Origin of the sequence: Streptomyces sp. MI02-7b (assembly GCF_033793585.1) — a bacterium.
Taxonomy (GTDB): domain Bacteria; phylum Actinomycetota; class Actinomycetes; order Streptomycetales; family Streptomycetaceae; genus Actinacidiphila.
Genome location: NZ_JARAWX010000014.1, coordinates 142,262 through 166,208 on the forward strand (window position 1 = coordinate 142,262; position 23,947 = coordinate 166,208).

A 23,947-nucleotide genomic window follows, 5' to 3' on the forward strand; every position below is an offset into this window, starting at 1 on the left:
GGGGCGGTCGCGCCGCCCCGCCCCGGCGTCTCAGGCGTCGTAGAAGAGCCGCTCGACCACCGCACGCGCGCGGCGGGTCGTGCGGCGGTAGTCCTCCACCATGTCCCCCACGTGCCCGGGTTCGTACCCGAGGTGGCGGCCGACCGCGGCGAGTTCCCTGCCGTCGCCGGGGAAGGTGTCGCCGGGGCGGGCCCGGACGAGCATCACGGCGTTGCGGACCCGGCCGGCCAGGACCCAGGCGGCGTCCAGGACTTCGGCGTCCTCCGCGCCGAGCAGGCCCGCCTCCGCCGCCGCTGCGAGCGCGGGCCGGGTACGCGTGGTCCGCAGGCCCGGGATCCGCGCGCCGTGCTGGAGCTGGAAGAGCTGCACGGTCCACTCGACGTCGCTGAGCCCGCCCCGCCCCAGCTTGGCGTGGGTCGTCGGATCGGCGCCGCGCGGCAGGCGCTCGGACTCCATACGGGCCTTGAGACGGCGGATCTCCCGGACCGCCTCCTCCGTCAGGCCCCCGGCCGGGTAGCGCAGCGGGTCCGCGAGCGCCATGAAGCGCGCGCCCAGTTCCTCGTCCCCCGCGACGTGTTCGGCCCGTAGCAGGGCGTGGCTCTCCCAGGCCAGCGACCAGCGCCGGTAGTAGGCGGCGTACGAGGCCAGCGTGCGCACCAGGGGCCCGCTCTTGCCCTCCGGGCGCAGGTCGGCGTCGATGAGGAGCGGCGGATCGGTGGTCGGGATCTGCAGCAGCCGCCTCAGCTCGTTGGCGACCTTCACGGCCACGCGGGAGGCGTGGTGCTCCTCCACCCCCTCGTAGGGCTGGTGGACGAACAGGACGTCGGCGTCGGAGCCGTAGCCGAGCTCGTGACCGCCGAAGCGGCCCATGCCGATGACGGTGAAGCGGGTCGGCAGCGGCTCGCCGTCCGCCGCCTCGACGGCGTTGACGGCGGCCTGCAAGGCCCCTGCGACAGCGGCGGCGTTGACGTCGGTGAGGGCGGCGCCCACGGCGTCGGGCGCGTCCCGGTGGACCCCGATCACATCGGCCGCGGCGGTACGGAACAGCTCGCGGCGCCGGACGCCGCGCACGGCGGCCACGGCCTGCTCGGCGGAGCCGGCGCGATGGACCGCCGCCAGCACCTCCTGGTCGAGCGCGGCGCGTGAACGCGGCTGCAGGCCCTCGTCGTCCGCGAGGAGGGCGACCGCCTCGGGGGCGCGCATCAGCAGGTCGGGGGCGAGGCGCCCGGAGGAGAGCACCCGGGCGAGGTTCTCCGCGGCGGCGCCCTCGTCGCGCAGCAGCCGCAGGTACCAGGGGGTCCGGCCCAGCGCGTCGCTGACCTTGCGGAAGTTCAGCAGGCCCGCGTCCGGGTCGGCGGAGTCGGCGAACCAGCCCAGCAGCACCGGCAGCAGCGTGCGCTGGATGGCGGCCTTGCGGCTGACGCCGGAGGCCAGCGCCTCCAGGTGGCGCAGCGCGGCGGCGGGGTCGGCGTAGCCGAGCGCCTCCAGGCGCTGCTTGGCCGCGTCGGGGGTGAGGCCGACCTCGCCCGGCGCCAGCTGGGCCACGGCGTCCAGCAGCGGCCGGTAGAAGAGCTTCTCGTGCAGGCGGCGCACCTCCCGGGCGTGCCGCTTCCACTCGCGGTACAGCTCGGCGACGGAGTCGGCGCGGAAGCCCAGGGAGCGGCCGAGCCGGCGCAGGTCCGCCTCGTCCTCGGGCACGAGGTGGGTACGGCGCAGCTTCTGCAGCTGGATGCGGTGCTCCATCGTGCGCAGGAAGCGGTACGAGGCGTCGAGCGCCGCCGCGTCCGCGCGCCCCACGTAGCCGCCCGCGGCGAGCTGGGCGAGCGCGGTCAAGGTGGTGCCGCTGCGCAGCGCGGGGTCGGTGCGGCCGTGCACGAGCTGCAGCAGCTGCACGGCGAACTCCACGTCCCGCAGGCCGCCGGGGCCCAGCTTGAGCTCGCGGTCCACGTGCGCGACGGGGATGTTCTCCACGACCCGGCGCCGCATCTCCTGCACGTCGGGCACGAAGTGGTCGCGTTCCGCGGCCTGCCACACCATCGGCGACAGGGCCTCGACGTACTCCTGGCCGAGCGCCGGGTCGCCGGCGACCGGGCGGGCCTTGAGCAGCGCCTGGAACTCCCAGGTCTTCGCCCACCGCTTGTAGTACGCCACGTGGCTGGAGAGCGTCCGCACCAGGGGGCCGCGCCGGCCCTCGGGGCGCAGGTTGGCGTCGACCTGCCAGATGCTGCCCTCCGCGGTGGTGTCGGAGCAGATCCGCATCATGCGCGAGGCCAGCCGCGTGGCCGCCTGGACCGCCTTGGCCTCGTCCTCCAGGCCGTCGGTCTCGCCGCGGGCCTCGGCGACGAAGATGACGTCCACGTCGGAGATGTAGTTGAGCTCGTGGCCGCCGCACTTGCCCATGGCGATCACCGCGAGCCGGCACTGCGCGGCGTCGCCGGGGGCCTCCGCCTCGGCCATGGCGAGCGCGACGCGCAGTGTGGCGGTCGCCAGGTCGGCCAGCTCGGCGGCGGTCTGCACGAGGTCGCTGGTGCCGCACACGTCCCGGGCGGCGATGCCCAGCAGGCAGCGCCGGTAGGCGGCCCGCAGCGCGTCCGGGTCGGCGGCGCTGCGCAGGCCGCGCTCGAAGTCCGTCGTCCCCGGGTGCAGATCCGCGTGCTCGTAGGTCACCAGGGCGTGCCAGTCGCGCGGGTGCCGGGTCAGGTGGTCGGCCAGCGCCTCGGAGGCGCCCAGCACCCCGAGCAGCCGGTCGCGCAGCGGCTTGGCGGCGGTGATCGTGTCGAGCAGGGTGCGGCGCTCGCCCGCGTCCAGGGCCTCCACCAGCCGCACCAGGCCGGTCAGCGCCTGGTCCGGGTCCGCGGTGGCGCCCAGGGCGTCCAGAAGCACCGGGTCGTTGCCGACGGACACCAGTTCCTCGCCGCCCAGCATGCTCTCGGCGGCCACGGCGTCGGCGAAGCCGCGTTTGAGCAGCCGCCCGAACCTGGTGTCCCGTCGCCCTTCCAGCACTCCGACCACCTTCCGCCGTCTCCCGGCGTCGCGGCGTCCGGGCCCTCGGCCGCGCCGCTCCGCACTTCAGAGGGTATCCGGCCCGTTCCGGCTCCGATAAGCAACGGTATGGGCGCTTTCCCGCGGACCCCGACCGCGGCGCGAGGGGCCAAAGGGCCGTCTGATAAAAAGCGTTGGTCATTTGAACGTACAACCAGCCGGTCGATCGGTCATCAGGGGCGGGGCAACGGAAATGCCAAAGGGAAGCAGGAGATCCGCGGGGTCGCGACGACTGCCGGGACTACCGCGGCTGCGCGGACGCGCCTGGCTCGCGATCGGAGCGGTCGTGCTCGGCGGCGCGGGAGCGGTGACGGCCGTGACCGTCGCACAGGGACCGGAGGGCACCGCCGCGGCGGGGGCCGGAAAGCCCGTGCCGACCGTCGTCCGCTCGGTGAAGCTGGAGGGCCAGGGCGGCGAGCGCACCGTGCCGCAGCGCTCCACCGACACCTTCGGGCTGGTCGGGCTGACGTGGGACGATCCGCGCAGCGTGCTGGACGGCACCGTGCAGGTCCGCACCCGGTCGGTGGCCACCGGCCAGTGGTCCGGCTGGAACACGGTCGACCCGCACAACGACGACGCGCCGGACCCGGGCGCCGAGCAGCACATGCGCGGCGGTTCCGCACCGCTGTACGTGGGGCCCTCCGACGGCGTGCAGCTGAAGGTCGTCTCCGCGAGCGGCGAGTCCGGCCGGCTGCCCGACGGCATGCGCCTGGAGCTCGTGGGCGACGCCTCGCACGGCGGCTCCGCAAGCGGCTCCGGCCTGGCGATGGCCCCCGCGGCCTTCGCGGAGGACGCCGCCGACGGCGAGGAGTCCCCCAGCACCACCCCCGGCGAGCCCACGGCGACGGACACCGCGACCGGCACCACGCCGGACCCCTCCGCCACCTCCGGCACCACCGAGAGCCCGTCCGCGCCGACCTCGGCACCGGCCTCGCAGACCACCACGCCGCCGGCCACCGCCACGACGTCCGCGAGCCCGACGCCGACGAAGGCCTCCCCCACGGCCACGCCGACCAAGAGCACCAGCCCCAGCCCCAGCCCCAGCTCGACCCGGCCGACCGCTCCGGCGTCCACCGTGGCGAAGCCCGCGATCGTCTCCCGGGCCGGCTGGGGCGCCGACGAGAAGATCCGTGAGGCCGGCGACCCGGACTACGCCACGGACGTCACCGCGGTCTTCGTCCACCACACCGACACCGCCGTCAGCTACGACTGCTCCGCCTCGGCGAGCATCGTGCGGTCGATCTACGCGTACCACGTGCAGGCCGAGGGCTGGCGCGACATCGGCTACAACGCCCTGGTCGACAAGTGCGGCACGATCTTCGAGGGCCGCTACGGCGGCATCGACCTGCCCGTCATCGGCGCGCACACCTACGGCTTCAACACCCGCAGCTTCGGCATCGCGGTGCTCGGCACGTACCAGGTCATCGACGGCAAGGCCGCCACGCCCATCACCTCGCAGATGCTGGGTTCGGTCGCGGCGCTCGCCGCGTGGAAGCTCGGCCAGTACAAGATCAACCCCAACCCGGGCAGCAAGACGCAGACCCTGACGGAGGGCGCGAGCGACAGCCCGCCCTTCAAGCTGGGCACCAAGTACACCTTCAACGCGATCTCCGGGCACCGTGACGGCTTCGCCACCGCCTGCCCGGGCCAGAACCTGTACGACAAGCTGCCCACGATCCGCTCCTACGCGGCCGGCCCCGTCGCGACGCCCACGCTCGGCACGCCGACCGGCGCCACCAAGTCCGGCTCCAGGTACTACACCAAGGGCGCCATGACGGTGACCTGGAAGACCACCACGCCGGCCGTGCTCGTCAAGCGCTTCGAGGTGCTGGTCGACGGCGTCGTGAAGGCCACGACCACCCACACGGCCACCTCGGCCGCGATCACGGTGCCGACCGGCAACCACACGGTGGCGGTTCGCGCGGTGCACATCAACAACAAGACGTCGGTGTCCGCCTCGCTCGCGGTGACCGGCGACACCACCAAGCCGACCTTCACCACCGCCCCCGCGGTGAGAATCCGCAACGCCACGGTGTCCAGCACCTCCGTGCCGGTCACCGTGACCTGGAAGGCCGCGGACAACACGGTCCTCAAGAGCTCCTCGGCGACCACGCCGTCCGCCGCCACCTTCGCTCCCACGACGACGAGTTGGAGCACCGCGGGCAAGGCCGGCAGCGCCGTCACGTACAACCTGCGGGCCACCGACCTCGCCGGCAACTACAGCACCGCCTCGGTCAGCCGCACCGCCGCGATCATCCAGGAGACCTCGGCGGTCAGGACCGGATCGTGGTCCACGAAGAGCTCCACCAGCTACCTCGGCGGCAAGTCGCTCACCTCCTCGTCCAAGAACGCCGGCCTCACCTGGACGTTCACCGGACGCTCGGTGGGCTGGGTGGTCTCGCGGGCCTCGACCTCCGGGCAGGCGTATGTCTACGTGGACGGCGTCAAGAAGGCCACCGTGGAGTTGAAGTCCTCCAGCACGCTGTACCGGCAGACCATCTGGTCCACGTCCTGGAGCACGAGCGCCAAGCACACCCTGAAGATCGTCGTGGTGGGCACCTCGGGCCGCCCGGCCATCACCACGGACGGCATCACCTACGTGAAGTGACCTGATGTGACGTGATGTGACGCATCGGCAGCGGGAGCCCGGGGGACGCGAGTTGCGCGTCCCCCGGGCTCTTTGCCTGCGCTTGACCTGACGTTCCCCGGTACCACGCAGCGTTCCACGTACCTTCACCTGAGGAGCGCTTCCGGCTTCCGCGGCCTCCTCCTAACCTGGCGCGGCGCCACTCCCTGTCCCCCGCCCCGGAGGTCCGTCGTGTCCGGCTGGTCCCTGTCCCGTCCCCGTCGCACTGTCACCGCTGTCGCATCCGCCTGCGGCCTCGCCGCCGCCTCGCTCGGCCTGTGGGCCGCGCTCGGCGGCTCCGAGACCGCCCACGCCGCGGGCAATGTGCCCAACCCCGACCACGTGGTCGTGGTCATGATGGAGAACCACGCCTACAGCCAGGTCATCGGCAGCTCCAGCGCCCCGTACCTCAACAACACGCTGAAGGCCGGCGGCGCCAGCCTCACGCAGTCGTACGGCGTCACGCACCCGAGCCAGCCCAACTACCTGCAGATCTTCTCGGGCGGCAACCAGGGCGTCACCGACGACAGCTGCTACACCCCGGGCTTCAGCTCGGCCGCCAACCTCGCCTCGGAGCTGATCGCCGCGGGCAAGAGCTGGGCCAGCTACAACGAGACGCTGCCGAGCCAGGGTTCGACCACCTGCAGCAGCGGCGACTACGCGCGCAAGCACAACCCGTGGTTCGCCTTCAAGAACGTCCCGACGTCGACGGCGAAGACCTTCGCGCAGTTCCCGACGGACTTCACCACGCTGCCGAAGGTCTCCTTCGTCACGCCCAACCTGTGCAGCGACATGCACGACTGCTCGGTCTCCACCGGCGACACCTGGCTGAAGAACAAGCTGGGCGCCTACGCCACCTGGGCCAAGACGCACAACAGCGTGCTCGTCGTCACCTTCGACGAGGACAACCGCCTGGCGGGCAACCGCATCCCGACGGTCCTGTACGGCCAGCCGGTCAAGGCCGGTTCGTCCTCGGCGACGACCTACAACCACTACAACGTGCTGCGCACGCTGGAGGACCTGGCCGGTCTCACCACGCACGCGGGCAACGCCGCCTCGGCCTCCGACATCACCGGTATCTGGGCGAGCTGAGCGTGTACGTCGCGGACAGCCGCGGCGCCGCCGGCGACGAGGCCCGGGACGCGACGCGTCCCGGGCCTCGGGTCGCGGCCGCCGTCGCCCCCACGGTCCTCGTCCTGGGCACGGTCAGCCTCATCACCGACGTCTCGTCGGAGATGGTCACCGCCGTCCTGCCGCTCTACCTGGTCGCCGGGCTCGGCCTCTCACCGCTCGGCTTCGGCCTGCTCGACGGCGTCTACAACGGCTTCAGCGCGCTGGTGCGGCTGGTCGGCGGCCACCTCGCCGACCGCGGCGGCGGCCGCCACAAGGCCGTCGCGGCCTTCGGATACGGGCTGTCGGCGGTGTGCAAGCCGGCCCTGCTGCTGGTCCACAGCCTGCCGCTGATCGGCGCGGTGCTGGCCGCCGACCGCACGGGCAAGGGCCTGCGCACGGCGCCGCGCGACGCGCTGATCTCGCTCTCCTCCGCGCCCGAGGCGCGCGGGCGGGCCTTCGGCGTGCACCGCGCCATGGACACGGCCGGGGCGCTGCTGGGCCCCCTGGTCGCCTTCCTCATCCTGCGGCAGGCGGCCGACGGCTACGACGCCGTCTTCACCGTCAGCTTCTGCGTGGCCGCGCTGGGCGTGCTCGTGCTGCTGCTCTTCGTCCCGGGCGGCCGGCCGCGGCCGGCGGCGGGCCCCGAGGATCCGCCGGTGCCCGCGGCCCCGGCGGCGCAGCCCTCGCTGCGCGCCTCGGTCGCGCTGCTGCGGCGCCCGGACGTGCGGCGCCTGACGATCTGCGCCACCCTGCTGGGGCTGTCGACCGTCAGCGACTCCTTCGTCTACCTGCTGCTGCAGCACCGCCTGGGGGTGCCCGACCGGTGGTTCGCGCTGATGCCGCTGGGCACCGCGGCCGCCTTCCTGCTGCTCGCGATCCCGCTGGGCCGGCTCGCCGACCGCCTGGGGCGCTGGCGGATGTTCCTCGCCGGGCACGCGGCGCTGCTCGGCGCGTACGCCCTGCTGCTCGCGCACGGGCCCGCCTACCTCGTCCTGCTGCTGCACGGCGCCTTCTACGCCGCCACGGACGGCGTCCTGATGGCCGCCGCCTCCACCGCGGTGCCCGCCGAGCTGCGCGGCGCCGGGCTCGCCCTCATCCAGACCGGGCAGGCCGCGGCCCGTTTCGCCGCGTCCCTGGCCTTCGGCGCCGCCTGGACCGCCTGGGGCGACCGTACGGCCCTGACCACCGCCACCGCGGCACTGGCGGTCTGCGCGGCCTGCGCGGTGTGGCTGCGCCCCGCACGACCGACACGACCGGGATCGGCCTCCTGACCCCGCAGAAAGGCTGCGCATGGACCGCATGGACACCGCCCCCATCAGCCCCCGGAACCGCCTGCTCGTGCTGCTGGCCGCCGTGGCGGTCCTCGCCGCCGTCGCCGCGGCGGCGGTGCTGCACGCCGCGGACCGGGCCGCCGAGAAGGACCGCCCCCAGGCGGGCGGTCCTGCCGTCACCGAGGGCAGCGTCTCCCTCGCCCCGGACGCGCCCCGCATGGTCTTCCGGAACATGGCCTGGGGCCCGCACCGCGACGAGCTGGCGACCGTGCCCGCCGACCGTCCCGACGGGGCCCGCACCGCCTCCGGCATCAAGTGCCTGCGCTTCTACGCCGCCGCCGGCACCGGCATCTGCCTGCAGTCCGTGCACGGCACCGTCCAGGACACCTACCGTGCGGTCGTGCTCGACGCGCACCTGAAGGAGCTCCGCAGCTACCCGCTGGCCGGCATCCCCACCCGGGCCCGGGTCTCCCCCAGCGGCCGCATGGTCGCCTGGACGGTCTTCGTCGGCGGCGACTCGTACGCCGGCACCAACTTCTCCACCCGCACCTCCGTCCTCGACACGCGCACCTGGGACCTGCGGGGTAACCTCGAGGACTTCACGATCACCAAGGACGGCAGGCCCTACCACGCGGCCGACGTCAACTTCTGGGGCGTGACCTTCGCCGACGACGGGCACTTCTACGCCACCTTGGGCACCGCGGGCCGCACCTACCTCGTGCGCGGCGACGTCGCCGCAGGTTCGGTGCGCACCCTGCGCAGCAACGTCGAGTGCCCCTCGCTGTCCCCCGACGGCACCCGTCTGGTCTTCAAGAAGCGCGTGGCGGGCCTGTCCCCCGACGCCCCGTGGCGGCTGTACGTCCTGGACCTCGCCACGATGCGGGAGCGGCCGCTCTCGGAGGACCGCAGCGTCGACGACCAGGTCGTCTGGCGGGACGACCGCACGATCGTCTACGCCCTCGCGGGCGACTTCGGCGCCGACCTGTGGACGGTGCCGGCCGACGGCACCGGGAAGGCGCGGCGGATGGCCACGGCCGCGCTTGCACCGGCCTATCTCGGGCAGTGACCGGCGGGGCCGGCGGGGTTCAGGCGGCGGCCACCCGCACGGGGAGGTCGGCCCAGCGGGTGACTCCGTCACGGTCGGTGCGCATGCCGTAGCGGGCGGACAGGGCCTTGACGATGCCGAGCCCCCGGCCGTGCTCGTCGGGGTCGATGCCGCCGGGCGGCCCGCAGGGGTTGGCCGGCCCGGAGTCGGTCACCTCGATGTGCAGAGCGCTCAGGCCGTCCAGCGCGACCCACGACACCCGCAGGGTCGCGGGCCCCAGGGCGTGCACGATCGCGTTGGTGGTCAGCTCGGAGATCACCAGGAGCACGTCCTCGGTCAGCTCCGGGCAGAGGTTCCAGTCGGCCAGGACCGCGCGGACCCGCCGGCGGACGACGGACAGGGCGCCGGGGATGTGGGACAGCGGGGCGACGTGCACGTCCTCACGCTGCGGCATCGTGTTCGGCTCCGCCGTCATGTGTCCTCCCTCCGAGGAGCCCCGCCGGGCGGGCACCCGGACGTCCTGCGAACGCTATTGACAGACCGGGTGAAGGGCAATGAAACCGGGTCGGCATTACCGAACGCCGCATTCCCCCTGCCGGAGGGGCCCGGGGACCGCGTCCGCTGCCGAGCCGCAACAGCCGGGCTACGATCGATACATGGCCGGCCCGCTCCAGTCCATCGAACGGGCGGCGGCAATCCTGCGCCTGCTGGCCGGGGGCTCCCGCCGGCTGGGTCTCGGCGAGGTGGCGGCCTCGCTGGGTCTGGCGAAGGGCACCGCCCACGGAATTCTGCGCACCCTCCAGCACGTCGACTTCGTCGAGCAGGACCCGTCGACCGGGAAGTACCAGCTCGGCGCCGCCCTCCTGCACCTGGGCAGCAGCTACCTGGACGTCAACGACCTGCGCTCGCGCTCCATCAACTGGGCCGACGCCCTGGCCGCGCGCAGCGGCGAGACGGTACGGCTGGGCACCCCCCTGGAAGGCCAGGTACTCATCGTCCACCACGTCTTCCGGCCAGACGACAGTCTGCAGACCCTCGACGTGGGGGCGCTGCTGCCGCTGCACGCCTCCGCCCTGGGCAAGGTGCTGCTGGCGTTCGGGGCCAGCCACGTGGACGCGGCGGTCGCCGCCGGGCTGGAGGCGTACACCCGGCACACCCTGACCGACCCCGAGGAGCTGGGCCGCGCCCTCGCCGAGGTCCGCGAGCAGGGCTGGGGCGCGGAGGTGCAGGAGATGTCGATGGGCGAGGCGGGCGTGGCCGCGCCCATCCGCGGCCACGGCGGGCTGGTCGTGGGCGCGATCGGCGTCGCCGGGCCCGTCGAGCGGATCTGCGACTCCAAGGGCCGGCCGCAACCGGCCATGGTCACCCTGCTCCGGGAGGCGGCCCGGGCGATCTCCAGAGACCTGGGAGCGGCCCGCTGGTAGCAGGTCCCGCAGCTGGCCCCGAACGCATCGGAAGGCAGGCCCCCGACATGGTTGAACGGTATGTGTTGTCCATCGACCAGGGCACCACCTCCACCCGATGCATCCTGTTCGACCACCGCGGGCGCCTGGTGTCGGTCGCACAGCGCGAGCACCAGCAGCACTTCCCCAAGCCGGGATGGGTGGAGCACGACGCCCTGGAGATCTGGCGCAACCTCCAGCGCATCGTGCCGCAGGCCCTGTCCGAGGCGGACATCACCCCCGAGGAGGTCGCCGCCATCGGGATCGCGAACCAGCGGGAGACCACCGTGCTGTGGGACCGCGCCACCGGCACCCCCCTGGGGCGGGCCATCGTCTGGCAGGACACCCGCACCGCGCGCCAGGTCGACGAGCTGTCGCTGGAGCCGGGCTCGGAGTTCTTCATGGAACGCTGCGGCCTGCCGCCCTCCACCTACTTCTCCGCGCCCCGCCTGCGCTGGAGCTTCGAGAACTCCCCGGGCCTGCGGGAACGCGCCGCGGACGGCGACGTGCTCTTCGGCACCATGGAGACCTGGCTGCTGTGGAACCTCACCGGCGGACCCGACGGCGGTCTGCACATCACCGACGTCACCAACGCCAGCCGCACCATGCTGATGAGCATCCGCTCGCTGGCCTGGGACGACGAGCTGCTGGACTTCTTCGGCGTGCCCCGCGCGATGCTCCCGGAGATCCGCGCCTCGGCCGAGGTCTACGGGGAGGCCAAGGTCGTGCTCCCCGGAGTCCGTCTCGCCGCCGCCCTCGGCGACCAGCAGGCCGCGCTGTTCGGGCAGACCTGCTTCTCCCCCGGCGAGGCGAAGTGCACCTACGGCACCGGCAGCTTCCTGCTGCTCAACACCGGCGACCGCCTCGTGCGCTCGACGCACGGGCTGATCACCACCATCGCGTACAAGATCGACGGGCAGCCCGCGGTGTACGCGCTGGAGGGCCCGATCGCCGTCACCGGCTCCCTCGTCCAGTGGTTCCGCGACCGGCTCGGCCTGATCAACAGCGCCCCGGAGATCGAGACCCTGGCGCGCACGGTCGAGGACAACGGCGGCTGCTACATCGTCCCCGCCTTCTCCGGGCTGTTCGCCCCGCACTGGCGCAGCGACGCCCGCGGGGTCATCGTCGGCCTCACCTCGTACATCACCAAGGGCCACCTGGCCCGCGCCGTCCTGGAGGCCACGGGCTGGCAGACCCGCGAGGTCGTCGACGCGATGAACGCCGACTCCTCGATCGCCCTGAAGGAGCTCAAGGTCGACGGCGGCATGACGGCCGACAACCTCCTCATGCAGTTCCTCGCCGACGTGCTCGACGTCCCCGTCGTCCGCCCCATGGTCGCCGAGACCGTCTCCCTCGGCGCCGCCTACGCCGCCGGCCTGGCCGCCGGTTACTGGCCGGACCTGAAGGTCCTGCGCCGCAACTGGCACCGCGCCGCCCAGTGGCTGCCCGCGATGGAGCCCGCGCGGCGGGAGACCGAGTACGACAGCTGGAAGCGCGCCGTCGAACGCTCCGTCGGCTGGATCCAGCCCCCGCGGGCCTCGTGACCCGGTCCGGTGGGAACACAGCCGTGCCAATGCGTGCTCGCGATGTGCTCGTGCCGGGCAGAATGGCGGGGCCGATCACCAGCCTGGGGGGCCGACGTGACACTGTTCCTGATCGAGACCGACGCGCGGTGGGCGCAGCACTCCGGTGAGGAGGGGCACTACGGCGCCCCGGAATGGGGCCCGGAGGACCTGGAGCGCGCCGCGGTGTTCCTGGCCGAACTCCCCGCACAGACCCTGCGGGTGTTCCAGTACCTGCTGCGCAACCCCGGGCGGAGCATCCACTGCACGGAATTGGTGGACGAGGTCATGGGCGGGCCGAACGAGGGCAACCCCGCGCACCGCGTGGCGGGTGTGCTGTCCGGGATGAGCAAGGCACACGGCAACAGCGGGCGGCGCCTTCCCTTCCACTGGTGGCAGGCTCCGGAGGGCAGCATCGGCGCGACGTACGCGGTCCGCCCTTCGGTGGCGGCCGTGTTCCTGGCCGCCCAGCCGGGCGGGTGACTCCGCCATTCCGAAGCGGGAGAGCCTGGTCGCACCGGCCGGCTGCCAGGGTCACCGCCGAGATCGGGGTACGGGGGGCATGCCCCCGGGGTTGGTGGGGGGACCTGCTGTGCGGAGTCTGATGCGTTGTGCTGTCCTCGTGGCCGTCGCGGCGATGTGCGCCGGCTGCGGCAGCCGTCCGGGGGCGGCGAAGGCAACCGAAGACAGGTCGCTGGGCAAGGGAGAGCTGACGAGGGCCCTGCTCCGGGACTCGGACGTTCCGGGGCTCAGTGCCGACGTCGGGCCGGGGATGCCGCTGTTCGACCCGGACGATGTGGTGACCGCGTCGCCGCCCAGGTGCCAGCCGCTGGCCGACATGATGAGTGCGCGTCCGCGCCACGCGCGAAAGGCGCTGGTGTGGGAGACGCTGGACGGCGTGCGCGGCGCCGGCGGGACGACGTCGGGGAGCCTGGCGCTGAGCAGCCACACCGAGGCCGAGGCGCGGGCCTGGGTGGCGGAGCTCAAGGAGGCGGTGCCCGAGTGCGGCGGCTTCAGGGCCAGGTCCGCCGCGGGCTGGGAGTACGGTTTCACCGTCAAGGACGTGGCACCCGTCGAGGCCGGCGACGAGGCGGTGTCCTACCTGATCACGAACGCGTCCGCGCCCGGTGGCAAGGGCAATGTGGAGTCCGTCGTCCGCACCGGCGGCACCTTGTCGCAGTTCCTGCTGCCGCAGGGTGAGGGCGATCCGGTGGCGGTGCCCGAGGCCGTCGCGCGCCGCCAGCACGAGCGACTGCTGGACGTCCGAGGGTGACGCGTAGCCCCCTTCAGGTGCACGCCGTCAGGGCCCGTAGGTAACGCCGCCGGAAGAACCGCTGCGCCAGGAGCAGCACCGGGAACAGGACCCGCCACGGACCGTGCGGAGCGGCGCGGGTCAGGGAGCGGATCGTCAGTGAGACCGCGCCGTCCGGGGAGCGGTGGACCACGAAGGCCTCCTCGCCGGAGACGGGGTGCCCGGGCAGCGTCCCGTAGGCGAAGCCGCATCGCTCAGGTGCGTCCACCACCGCCACCACCCGCACGGGCTCCCGCACGGCGAACGGGCCGAGGCCCACGGTGATCCGGTACTCGGCTCCCGCGGCGACCCGCTCACCGGCGCCGTCACAGCCCGTCACGGTGAAGCCGCTGCGCCGCTTGACGCCCCAGCGCAGCACGGCGTCCGCCGCGGCGCGCCAGTCCGCGTCCCCGTGGCCGATGACGACGGTGCGGGAAAAGGGGCGCAGGCCCGCGCCCTCCGGCGACCACGGCTCCTGCGCGGGGCGCGTCGCCCCGACAGCGGCGTAGGTGAGCGCACCGGTCGGGGAGCGGCTCGTACTGCGTCCGGCCATGAGACTCCCCTTCGGACGTGGCCACTCCAGCACGGTACGGCCCAGGGTGCGCGACGCGGCGCCGGGCCGGCGGCTTCACGCCGTCGGCCCGGACCGGACGGGCTAGAGGTTCGGGAGGTTCTTGCGGAGCTCGAACGCCGTGACCTCGGAGCGGTACTCCTCCCACTCCTGCTTCTTGTTGCGGAGGAAGAAGTCGAAGACGTGCTCGCCGAGCGTCTCGGCGACCAGTTCGCTGCGCTCCATGAGGTGGATGGCCTCGCCGAGGTTCTGCGGCAGGGGCTCGATGCCGAGAGCGCGGCGCTCGGCGTCGGACAGGGCCCAGACGTCGTCGTCGGCGCCCGGGGGGAGCTCGGCGCCCTGCTCGATGCCCTTGAGGCCGGCCGCGAGGAGTACGGCGTAGGCGAGGTAGGGGTTGGCGCCTGAGTCGAGGGAGCGGACCTCGACGCGGGTGGAGCCGGTCTTGCCGGGCTTGTACATCGGGACGCGGATCAGTGCGGAGCGGTTGTTGTGGCCCCAGCAGATGTACGAGGGGGCCTCGCCGCCGGCGCCCGCGGGACGGTTGGCGCCGCCCCAGATGCGCTTGTAGGAGTTGACCCACTGGTTGGTGACCGCGGAGATCTCGCCGGCGTACTTCAGCAGCCCGGCGATGAAGGAGCGGCCGACCTTGGAGAGCTGGTACTCGGCGCCGGACTCGTGGAAGGCGTTGCGGTCGCCCTCGAAGAGGGACAGGTGGGTGTGCATGCCGGAGCCGGGGTGCTGGCTGAAGGGCTTGGGCATGAAGGTGGCGTTCACGCCCTGCTCCAGCGCGACCTGCTTCATGACCAGCCGGAAGGTCATGATGTTGTCGGCGGTGGACAGCGCGTCCGCGTAGCGCAGGTCGATCTCCTGCTGGCCGGGGGCGCCCTCGTGGTGGGAGAACTCCACCGAGATGCCCATCGACTCCAGCATCGTGATCGCCTGCCGGCGGAAGTCCTGGCCCACGTTCTGCGGCGTGTGGTCGAAGTAGCCGGAGTTGTCGGCCGGGACCGGGACGGTGCCGTCCAGCGGCAGGTTCCTCAGCAGGAAGAACTCGATCTCGGGGTGCGTGTAGAAGGTGAACCCCAGGTCGGAGGCCTTGGCCAGGGACCGCTTGAGGACGAAGCGCGGGTCCGCGTACGACGGGGAGCCGTCCGGCATGAGGATGTCGCAGAACATCCGGGCGGTGCCGGGCGCCTCGGCGCGCCAGGGCAGGATCTGGAAGCTGCCGGGGTCCGGCTTGGCGATCATGTCGGACTCGTACACCCGGGCGAAGCCCTCGATCGCCGAGCCGTCGAAGCCGATGCCCTCGTCGAAGGCCTGCTCCAGCTCGGCCGGCGCGACCGCCACGGACTTCAGATAGCCCAGCACGTCCGTGAACCAAAGCCGCACAAAGCGGATGTCCCGCTCCTCAAGGGTGCGGAGAACGAACTCCTGCTGCTTGTCCATAGCTACATCCTTGCAGGTCATACCACCTGTGCACCACAGCCAAAAGGCATGGCGGGGCACGCCAGTATCACCCGCCGCGGTTTCGACCAGATTACGCATCCGTCGCGCCGCTCCGACAGTCGGAACGACAAGACGTGGGCCGCGCCACACAGCGCGCAGCCGGACATCGCGTCGGTCTGACGATTACACTGGGCGCCGTGCCTCAACTACGCCTCGCTCTGAATCAGATCGACTCCACCGTGGGCGACCTCGCCGGCAACGCGGAGTCGGTGGTGCGCTGGACCCGGCACGCCGCCGAACAGGGAGCCCACCTCGTGGCGTTCCCCGAGATGGTGCTGACCGGGTACCCCGTCGAGGATCTCGTGCTGCGCTCCTCCTTCGTCGAAGCCAGCCGGACCGCCCTGGAGCAGCTCGCGGCCCGCCTGGCCGCGGAGGGCTTCGGGGACCTGCCGGTGATCGTCGGCTACCTCGACCGCAGTGAGAAGGCCCAGCCGCGTTACGGCCAGCCGGCCGGCTCGCCCCGCAACGCGGGCGCCGTGCTGCACGGCGGGAAGGTCGTGCTGAAGTTCGCCAAGCACCACCTCCCCAACTACGGCGTCTTCGACGAGTTCCGCTACTTCGTGCCCGGTGACACCCTGCCGGTGATCCGGGTGCACGGGGTCGACGTCGCCCTCGCCATCTGCGAGGACCTCTGGCAGGACGGCGGCCGTGTGCCCGCCGCCCGCACCGCGGGGGCCGGTCTGCTGGTCGCGATCAACGCCTCCCCGTACGAGGTCGCCAAGGACGACACCCGGCTGGAGCTGGTGCGCAAGCGGGCCCAGGAGGCCGGCTGCACCCTCGCCTACGGCGCGATGATCGGCGGCCAGGACGAGCTGGTCTTCGACGGCGACTCGATCGTCGTCTCCGCCGAGGGCGACGTGATCGGGCGCGCCCCGCAGTTCGAGGAGGGCTGCGTCCTGCTCGACCTCGACCTGCCGGCCGCCGACCCCGCCAAGGTGCCCGGCGGCATCGCGGACGACGGTCTGGAGATCGAGCACGTCACGCTCTCCGCCGAGCCGCTCCCGGCCTACGAGCCGGAGGTCCGCGGCGAGGAGGCGCCCCGGCTCGGCGACGACGAGGAGATCTACACCGCGCTCGTGGTCGGCCTGCGTGCCTACGTCGCCAAGAACGGCTTCCGCTCGGTGCTCATCGGGCTGTCCGGCGGCATCGACTCGGCCCTCGTCGCGGCCATCGCCTGCGACGCGGTCGGGGCGGCCAACGTGTACGGCGTCTCCATGCCGTCGCGGTACTCCTCGGACCACTCCAAGGACGACGCCGCCGAGCTCGCCCGGCGCACCGGGCTGAACTTCCGCACCGTCCCCATCGCCCCGATGTTCGACGCCTACATGGGCGCCCTCGGGCTCACCGGCCTCGCAGAGGAGAACCTGCAGTCCCGGCTCCGCGGCACGATGCTCATGGCCATCTCCAACCAGGAGGGGCACATCGTCCTCGCCCCGGGCAACAAGAGCGAGCTCGCAGTGGGCTACTCCACCCTGTACGGCGACTCCGTCGGCGCGTACGGGCCGATCAAGGACGTCTACAAGACCACCGTCTTCCGCCTCGCACGCTGGCGGAACGACGCGGCAGGCGAGCGCGGCCAGACCCCGCCGATCCCGGAGAACTCCCTCACCAAGCCGCCGAGCGCGGAACTGCGGCCCGGTCAGGTCGACACGGACTCCCTGCCGGACTACGACGTGCTGGACCGGATGCTGGCGATGTACGTCGACCAGGACCAGGGGCGCGACGCGATCGTCGCCGCCGGGTTCGACGCGGAGCTCGTCTCGAAGGTGCTGCGGATGGTGGACACGGCGGAGTACAAGCGGCGGCAGTATCCGCCGGGGACGAAGATCTCGGCGAAGGGGTTCGGGAAGGACCGGCGGCTTCCGATCACGAATCGCTGGCGCGAACACGCCTGACGCTTCGCGTCCGGACCGGGGAGGCTTTTTCCCCGCCCGCCCTCCCGTGTGCCCTGTGAAGTCAGGGCGCCCCGGCGCGCGTGCGGGGTGGACCGGGTGCGGGGCCTCCGGGGCTGCACGTCCTGGACTGGGATATTTACGCGCGTTTCCAGCACCTGCTCATCCCGTCCCTGCCCGGATGGCGCGCACAAATATCCCGCAGCGTCCAGAACATCCACCCCTCCGACCCCGCCCCCTCCGTCTCCATATGCGCCTGATCCCCGGAGGGGGGTGAAGAGGCGGTCCGGGGTGACCCCGGTCGCCTCACTCTGCCCCGGCGGCCTGCCGCGCGAGCGCTGGCCCCGCGGACCGCGCCGGAGGGGGGTGGGGGCGGTCCGGGTGACCGCGGTTGCCTGACTCCGCCCCTTCGGCCTGCCGCGCGATGGGCTGGCCCCGCGGACCGCGCTGCGCCAGCGGGCGGCCCCGGGCACGGTGCCGCCACTACCCCCCACCGGGGATCAGGCGCGATACGAAACGGAGGGGGCGGGGTCGGAGGGGTGGGCGTTCTGGACTGTGGAGCATATTTGGGTGCATGACCCGGGGTGATCAACGGCAGGTACCCGAGGCACCTAAATGTGCTGTCCAGAATGGCCAGCCCCGGAGGCCCCGCACCCGGCCCCCACCACACGCGCGCCGGGGCGCCCAGACCTCACAGGGCACACGGGCGGGAGGGCGGGGAAAAAACCTACCCGGACAGCCCGGCGCTAGCCGACGCGCTCGGGCGCCCCCCGCACCGCCCCCGCCGCCACCACCCGCGACGCGGACCCCCCGGAACGGCGCTCGAGCAGCACCGCCGCCCCCGCTATCACGACACCGCTCACCGCGAGCCCCGCGCCCGCGACCGCGGGCGCGACGTAGCCGAGCCCGCTCGCGATGACGAACCCGCCGAGCCACGCACCCCCCGCGTTGGCCAGGTTGAACGCCGCCTGGTTCGCGGCGGAGGCCAGTCCGGGGGCGTGCCGGGCCTTGTCCATGACGAGCATCATCAGGGGCGAGCCCGCGGCGAACGCGGCGATCCCGAGGAGGACGACGCTCAGCGCCGCGCTCCACCGCGCGTGCGAGGTGACCGTGAACAGCAGCAGGACCACCGCGAGCGCCGCGAGGCTGCCGAGCAGGGCGGGCCGCAGCGCCCGGTCGGCGAGGCGCCCGCCGAGCAGGTTGCCGATGGTGGCGCCGACGCCGAAGAGCGCCAGCACGATCGTGACGCTGCCGTCGCCGAACCCGGCGACCTCGGTGAGCAGCGGCGTGACGTAGCTGTAGACCGTGAAGACCGCGGCGAAGCCGAAGATCGTGGTGGCCAGCGCCAGCCAGACCTGTGCGTTGCGGAAGGCCGACAGTTCGTGCCGCAGTCCGCCGCCCGGCGCCACGGGCATGCGCGGGACGAGGAGCGCGATGCTGGCCATGGCGACGAGACCGATCACGCCGACGGTGAGGAAGGTGGCCCGCCATCCCAGGTGCTGGCCCATGAGCGTGGCCGCGGGGACGCCCACGATGTTGGCGACGGTGAGCCCGGCGATCATGAGCGAGACCGCGCGGGCCCTGCGCGCCGGGTCGACCATGCCGGCCGCCACGACCGCGCCGGCGCCGAAGAAGGCTCCGTGCGGCAGCCCGGCGAGGATGCGTCCGGCCAGCAGCCAGCCGAAGCCGGGGGCGAGCGCGGACAGGGTGTTGCCGACCGTGAACAGGCCCATGAGCATGATGAGCAGGGCCTTGCGCGGCATGCGCGTGGTGAGGGCGGCCAGCAGGGGCGCGCCGATGACGACACCGAGGGCATAGCCGGAGACGAGGTAGCCGGCGGTCGGGATGGAGGTGTGCAGGTCGTCGGCGACGTTGGGCAGCAGGCCCATCATCACGAACTCCGTCGTACCGATGCCGAATGCGCTGATCGCCAGTGCGAGCAGGGCGAGAGGCATGAGCGACCCTTCCGGGGAGGTGGGGGGCGGGGAGCCCTATAAGTTTATCTGCGGAACAAACTCTCCCCGACCATTCTTCCCGTGGTGTCACCCACAGACGAACGGCGTGTTAAGCCCTCTTGCTACGAAAGTGCCACTTTGGCGGCGACCGGCCGGTGGTCGCTGTCGGTCGGCGGCAGCACCCAGGAGTCGGTGGGCTCCGCGCCCCTCACGAGGATCTGGTCGATCCGCGCCATCGGGAAGTCGGCGGGCCAGCTGAAGCCGAACCCGTGGCCGGCGGCGCCCTGCGTGGAGCGCATCTGCGAGGTGATGTTGGCGAGGGCGCGGTCGTTCATGGTGCCGTTGAGGTCGCCCATGAGGATCACGTCGGGCACCTTCTCGCTGGCGATGGCCTCGCCGAGGTCGTCGGCGCTGTGGTCCCGCTCCCCCGCCGTGAAGCCCGCGTTGAACTTGACGCGCACCGAGGGCAGATGGGCGACGTAGACCGCGGCCTTCCCGTCCGGCGTGGTGATCGCGGCCCGCATGGCGCGGACCCAGCCGAGCCCGATGTCGACCGGGCGCACGCCGGTGAGCGGGTACTTGCTCCACAGCCCGACCGTGCCCTGCACGGAGTGATAGCGGTAAGTGCCCTTCAGTCCCTTCTCGTACGACGGTGCCTGGCCGGCCGCGATCTCCTCCAGGGCGATCACGTCGGCGCCGGAGGCGATGAGGTCGCGGGCGGTGCCGGCGGGGTCGGGGTTGTCGGCGTTGACGTTGTGCGTGAGCACGGTCAGATCGCCGCCACCGGTGTGCTTGTCGGACAGCAGACCGCCGAAGAAGTTGACCCAGACCAGCACCGGCAGCAGGAGCGCGATCAGCGCGGTCGCCGAGCGCCGGAGCAGAGCCACCACGAGCAGTACCGGGATCGCCAGCCCGACCCACGGAAGGAAGGTCTCCAGCAGGCTGCCCACGTTGCCGATCCGGTTGGGCAGCGCCCCGTGAAAGCCCATCACCACAGCTGTGAGGACGGCCAGTACGGCGGTGATGATGCCGCGCCGCCACATGCCGTCCCTGAACTTCTTGACCCAACGCCGGAATCGTCCCGCCGCGCCGGACCCGCGTCGCGGCTCCCCGCCGCCTTCGGTGGTCACATCCGCGTCGTACGCCTGCGCCATAAGGGAAGTCCTCACTGTCTTGCGAAGTGCTCAGTCGACCATAGGGGATCGACACGTGAAGGACGGGGCGCGCCGGGCGGCGGGTTCCCGCGAGGGGCGGCACGTGGGCGCCTGTGACACAACGGGCACATTCCGCCCGTTACGCCCCCCTTCAGCGCACCGCCCGCACGCCGCGCAGCACCGAGTCCACGATCTGCTCGGACAGTCCGTCCGGCAGCGACGCCTCGGGGCGCAGCATCACGCGCGAGAGCATAGGGCCGACGAAGAGGTCGCTGAGGAGTTCCAGGTCGATGTCGTCGCGGAGTTCGCCCTCGCGGATACCGCGGGCCAGGACCTCGGCGACCTGCCGGCGGCGGGTGACGATGACCGTGTCGTGGTAGGCCGCCCACAGCTCGGGAACGTTCTGGAACTGGGCGAGGACGTTGCGCATGAGCGCGGACGACCGCTTCACCAGGGCGCGGCGCCGTATGAACTCCACACAGGTCACCAGGTCGTCCCGGACCGAGACCCCGGCCAGCTCGGGCGCGGTCTCGTCCAGGGACCGCAGGACGTCGAGCATGAGGGCGTCCTTGCCGGGCCAGCGCCGGTAGACGGTGGACTTGCCGACGCCCGCGGCGCGGGCGATGCCCTCCATGGACAGCCCGCCGATGGTGGCGCCCTCCTCGATGAGCCGGAGCACGGCCTCGACGATCGCCGAATCGGCCTCGGCGCTGCGCGGACGCCCGCGCGGGCACCGGGGCCGTCCGGCCTCGGAGCGCTCCCGCGCGGGCGTCGCAGGTACCGGCACCGGCACCGTCATCGGCCTACCTCGACCGGACGGGCCTCACGCTCCTCGCCGCCCGCGGGGCGCGTCCCCGCGTTCTTGCGCGGCAGGAAGAGCAGCACGACGACCATCCCGAGCAGGGCGACGGCGGTCGAGGCCCAGGCGGTGACGTGGATGGCGTGGATGAACGCGTCGGTGGCGGGGCCGATGAGCGCCTTGCCCGCGGGGCCCATGTGCTCGGCGACGGCACGGGTGGCCTCGATGGACTCGCCGGCCTGGTGCTGTACACCGGCGGGGAGGCCGGTCAGATGGTCCTTGATGCCGTCACGGTAGACCGTGGACATCACGGAACCGAGGACTGCCACGCCGAGGGCGCCGCCGACCTGCCGGAAGGTGTTGTTGACGGCGGAGCCCGAGCCCGCCTTCTCGCGCGGCAGCGAGGACATGATCGCGACCGTGGCGGGCGGCATGACGTGCGCCATGGCCGTGCCCATCAGGAAGAACAGCAGCTCCAGGATCCAGATCGGGCTGTCCCCGTCCAGCAGCTGGAAGCCGAGGAAGGACAGCGCGATCAGCCCGAGGCCGGCGCCGCAGGTGGCCCGGGCGCCGATGCGGTCGACGACGAGTCGGGCCCGCGGCGCGAAGATCAGCTGGGCGACGGCCAGCGGGAGCAGCAGCAGCCCGGACTCCAGCGCGCTGTAGCCGCGCACGCTCTGCATGTAGAAGACCATGAAGAACGTCACGCCCATGAGCGCGAAGAAGACCAGGCCGATCGCGGAGACCGAGGCCGAGAAGGTCGGGTTGCGGAAGTACGCCACGTCGAAGGCGGGGTGTGTGCTGCGCGCCTCGAACCAGACGAACGCGCCGAGGATCAGCAGACCGCCGACGATGGTCGTCCAGGCCTCCGGGGCGCCGAAGTCGGCCAGTTGGCCGCCCTTGATGATGCCGTACACCAGCAGCACGAGGCCGACGATGGACAGCAGCACGCCGATCGGGTCGAGCCGGCCCGGCCGCGGGTCGCGGGAGTCGGGGACGAGCAGCACCATCGCCACCAGCGCGACCAGGATGATCGGCACGTTGACCAGGAAGACCGAGCCCCACCAGAAGTGCTGCAGCAGCAGGCCGCCGGTGACCGGGCCGATCGCGATGGCCAGGCCGACGGCGCCGGTCCATATACCGATCGCCTTGGGCTGCTCCTCGCGTTCGAAGACGTTGATGATGATGGCGAGGGTGGCCGGCATGACGAAGGCGCCGCCGAAGCCCATGACGGCGCGGAAGCCGATCAGCTCCCCGGAGGAGCCGGCGAAGGCCGACAGCACCGATCCGATGCCGAACACGACCATGCCGAAGAGCAGCACCTTCTTGCGGCCGAGCCGGTCGCCGAGCAGGCCGGCGGTGAAGAGCAGGCCGGCGAAGACCAGGGTGTAGGAGTTGATCGCCCATTCCAGCTGGCTCTGGGTGGCACCCAGGCCGGTGGGGGCGGGCTCGGCGATCGTCTTCATCGCCACGTTGAGGATCGAGTTGTCCAGCACCACCACGAGGAGGCTGAGCAACAGGACGCTGAGGATGGCCCAGCGGCGGCGATGGACCGCCTCCGGGACGCTGAGGGGCCGGATCTGCGGCACGTCGGCGGACATGGTTCCACGCTAGACCTGAATTTCGATACGGGACCGTATCGTATTGTAAAAGGTCGGCAAAGCGAAGTGACCGGAGTCCCCCTTTGCGCGGACGGCAGGTCGTGTCAGCATGGAAACGGTCCGGGGACGCCGTCAGGGCGCCTCGAGATGAACACAAGGAGCGTTGCGATGACGCACGCCGTTTCGGCTGCCCAGGCGCCTGCCCAGCCCGCGTCCGACAGCAGCAGGGCGCTGTACGGGGGCAAGGGGACCCGCCGCATCACGGTCCGGGACATCGCCGCCGCCAAGGAGCGCGGCGAGAAGTGGCCCATGCTCACCGCCTACGACGCGATGACCGCCTCCGTCTTCGACGAGGCCGGCATCCCCGTTCTGCTGGTCGGCGACTCGATGGGCAACTGCCACCTCGGCTACGACAGCACCGTCCCGGTCACGCTGGACGAGATGACGATGCTCGCCGCCGCCGTCGTGCGCGGCACCAAGCGCGCGATGGTGATCGGCGACCTGCCCTTCGGCTCGTACCAGGAGGGCCCGACGCAGGCACTGCGCACCGCGACCCGCCTGCTGAAGGAGGCCGGGGTCGGCGCCGTGAAACTGGAGGGCGGCGAGCGTTCCGCCCACCAGATCGAGCTGCTGGTCCAGGCCGGCATCCCCGTGATGGCCCACATCGGCCTCACCCCGCAGTCGGTCAACGCCTTCGGCGGCTACACCGTCCAGGGCCGCGGCGAGGAGGCGGCGCAGCAGCTGCTGCGCGACGCCAAGGCCGTGCAGGACGCGGGCGCCTTCGCCGTCGTCCTGGAGCTGGTCCCGGCGGAGCTGGCCGCGGAGGTCACCCGCAGTCTGCACATCCCGACGGTCGGCATCGGCGCCGGCGCGGAGTGCGACGCCCAGGTGCTGGTGTGGACCGACATGGCGGGGATGACGGGCGGCCGCGTGCCGCGCTTCGTCAAGCAGTACGCCGCGCTGCGCGAGACGCTCGGCGACGCCGCGAAGGCCTTCGCGGAGGACGTGACCGGCGGCGCCTACCCCGCCGCGGAGCACAGCTTCCACTGAGGTCCGCCACCGAGGTCCGGCCCACCG

At 72.4% G+C, this 23,947-nt stretch carries 18 protein-coding genes; 10 read left to right on the top strand and 8 right to left on the bottom strand.

Annotated elements, in window-relative coordinates:
• Nucleotides 1-30: 30 nt before the first annotated feature.
• Entirely contained in the window at nt 31-3,003 is a 2,973-nt protein-coding gene (locus tag PV364_RS23510; protein WP_319662199.1) for a bifunctional [glutamine synthetase] adenylyltransferase/[glutamine synthetase]-adenylyl-L-tyrosine phosphorylase, read from the bottom strand.
• Between the two features lie 355 nt (nt 3,004-3,358).
• Between PV364_RS23510 and PV364_RS23515 the strand changes: the two genes are divergently transcribed.
• From PV364_RS23515 to PV364_RS23530, 4 genes are all read left to right on the top strand, one after another.
• Nucleotides 3,359-5,650 carry a peptidoglycan recognition protein gene (locus tag PV364_RS23515; RefSeq protein WP_319662200.1) on the top strand — a complete coding sequence of 764 codons (2,292 nt, stop codon included), beginning with the start codon at nt 3,359-3,361 and terminating at the stop codon, nt 5,648-5,650.
• A 210-nt stretch (nt 5,651-5,860) separates the two neighbouring features.
• Nucleotides 5,861-6,760 (top strand): alkaline phosphatase family protein, encoded by a 900-nt coding sequence (locus PV364_RS23520; protein ID WP_319662201.1) that lies wholly within the window; start codon nt 5,861-5,863, stop codon nt 6,758-6,760.
• A 2-nt stretch (nt 6,761-6,762) separates the two neighbouring features.
• A complete protein-coding gene (locus PV364_RS23525; protein ID WP_319662202.1) occupies nt 6,763-8,052 on the top strand; it encodes an MFS transporter in 1,290 nt (429 codons plus the stop codon).
• A gap of 43 nt (nt 8,053-8,095) precedes the next feature.
• A complete protein-coding gene (locus PV364_RS23530) occupies nt 8,096-9,118 on the top strand; it encodes a TolB-like translocation protein (protein WP_319662278.1) in 1,023 nt (340 codons plus the stop codon).
• A 19-nt stretch (nt 9,119-9,137) separates the two neighbouring features.
• Here the strand turns inward: PV364_RS23530 and PV364_RS23535 are convergent, their stop codons facing one another.
• Complete coding sequence (locus PV364_RS23535; RefSeq protein WP_319662203.1) at nt 9,138-9,572, bottom strand: ATP-binding protein; 435 nt, start codon at nt 9,570-9,572, stop codon at nt 9,138-9,140.
• 181 nt (nt 9,573-9,753) lie between these two features.
• Here PV364_RS23535 and PV364_RS23540 point away from each other — a divergent pair, with 181 nt between their 5' ends.
• The 4 genes from PV364_RS23540 to PV364_RS23555 all read left to right on the top strand — a co-directional run bounded on the left by PV364_RS23540 (nt 9,754) and on the right by PV364_RS23555 (nt 13,374).
• On the top strand, nt 9,754-10,521 hold the full coding sequence (locus tag PV364_RS23540) for an IclR family transcriptional regulator (protein WP_319662204.1): 768 nt from the start codon (nt 9,754-9,756) through the stop codon (nt 10,519-10,521).
• Between the two features lie 47 nt (nt 10,522-10,568).
• Complete coding sequence (gene glpK / locus PV364_RS23545) at nt 10,569-12,083, top strand: glycerol kinase GlpK (RefSeq protein ID WP_319662205.1); 1,515 nt, start codon at nt 10,569-10,571, stop codon at nt 12,081-12,083.
• Nucleotides 12,084-12,179: 96 nt separating this feature from the next.
• A complete protein-coding gene (locus PV364_RS23550; protein ID WP_319662206.1) occupies nt 12,180-12,584 on the top strand; it encodes a DUF6416 domain-containing protein in 405 nt (134 codons plus the stop codon).
• A gap of 121 nt (nt 12,585-12,705) precedes the next feature.
• Nucleotides 12,706-13,374: a hypothetical protein gene (locus tag PV364_RS23555; RefSeq protein ID WP_319662207.1), complete on the top strand. Its 669-nt coding sequence runs from the start codon at nt 12,706-12,708 to the stop codon at nt 13,372-13,374.
• 13 nt (nt 13,375-13,387) lie between these two features.
• On the opposite strand, the gene PV364_RS23560 is transcribed toward PV364_RS23555, so the two are convergent.
• On the bottom strand, nt 13,388-13,945 hold the full coding sequence (locus tag PV364_RS23560) for a DUF1990 domain-containing protein (protein WP_319662208.1): 558 nt from the start codon (nt 13,943-13,945) through the stop codon (nt 13,388-13,390).
• Nucleotides 13,946-14,047: 102 nt separating this feature from the next.
• Nucleotides 14,048-15,409, bottom strand: coding sequence for a glutamine synthetase family protein (locus tag PV364_RS23565; RefSeq protein ID WP_319662209.1), 1,362 nt, complete (start codon nt 15,407-15,409; stop codon nt 14,048-14,050).
• A 197-nt stretch (nt 15,410-15,606) separates the two neighbouring features.
• Between PV364_RS23565 and PV364_RS23570 the strand changes: the two genes are divergently transcribed.
• Nucleotides 15,607-17,364 carry an NAD+ synthase gene (locus tag PV364_RS23570; protein WP_319662210.1) on the top strand — a complete coding sequence of 586 codons (1,758 nt, stop codon included), beginning with the start codon at nt 15,607-15,609 and terminating at the stop codon, nt 17,362-17,364.
• A 743-nt stretch (nt 17,365-18,107) separates the two neighbouring features.
• On the opposite strand, the gene PV364_RS23575 is transcribed toward PV364_RS23570, so the two are convergent.
• The 4 genes from PV364_RS23575 to PV364_RS23590 all read right to left on the bottom strand — a co-directional run bounded on the left by PV364_RS23575 (nt 18,108) and on the right by PV364_RS23590 (nt 22,870).
• Nucleotides 18,108-19,316 carry an MFS transporter gene (locus PV364_RS23575; RefSeq protein ID WP_319662211.1) on the bottom strand — a complete coding sequence of 403 codons (1,209 nt, stop codon included), beginning with the start codon at nt 19,314-19,316 and terminating at the stop codon, nt 18,108-18,110.
• A 122-nt stretch (nt 19,317-19,438) separates the two neighbouring features.
• Entirely contained in the window at nt 19,439-20,359 is a 921-nt protein-coding gene (locus PV364_RS23580) for an endonuclease/exonuclease/phosphatase family protein (protein WP_415924593.1), read from the bottom strand.
• A gap of 262 nt (nt 20,360-20,621) precedes the next feature.
• Nucleotides 20,622-21,269, bottom strand: coding sequence for a TetR/AcrR family transcriptional regulator (locus tag PV364_RS23585; protein ID WP_319662213.1), 648 nt, complete (start codon nt 21,267-21,269; stop codon nt 20,622-20,624).
• Nucleotides 21,266-22,870, bottom strand: a complete 1,605-nt coding sequence (locus tag PV364_RS23590) for an MFS transporter (protein WP_319662214.1) — start codon at nt 22,868-22,870, stop codon at nt 21,266-21,268. Before PV364_RS23590 ends, PV364_RS23585 begins: the two co-directional genes overlap by 4 nt.
• A 168-nt stretch (nt 22,871-23,038) precedes the next feature.
• On the opposite strand from PV364_RS23590, the gene panB reads away from it, so the two are divergent.
• Entirely contained in the window at nt 23,039-23,920 is an 882-nt protein-coding gene (gene panB / locus PV364_RS23595) for a 3-methyl-2-oxobutanoate hydroxymethyltransferase (RefSeq protein ID WP_319662215.1), read from the top strand.
• Nucleotides 23,921-23,947 lie beyond the last annotated feature (27 nt).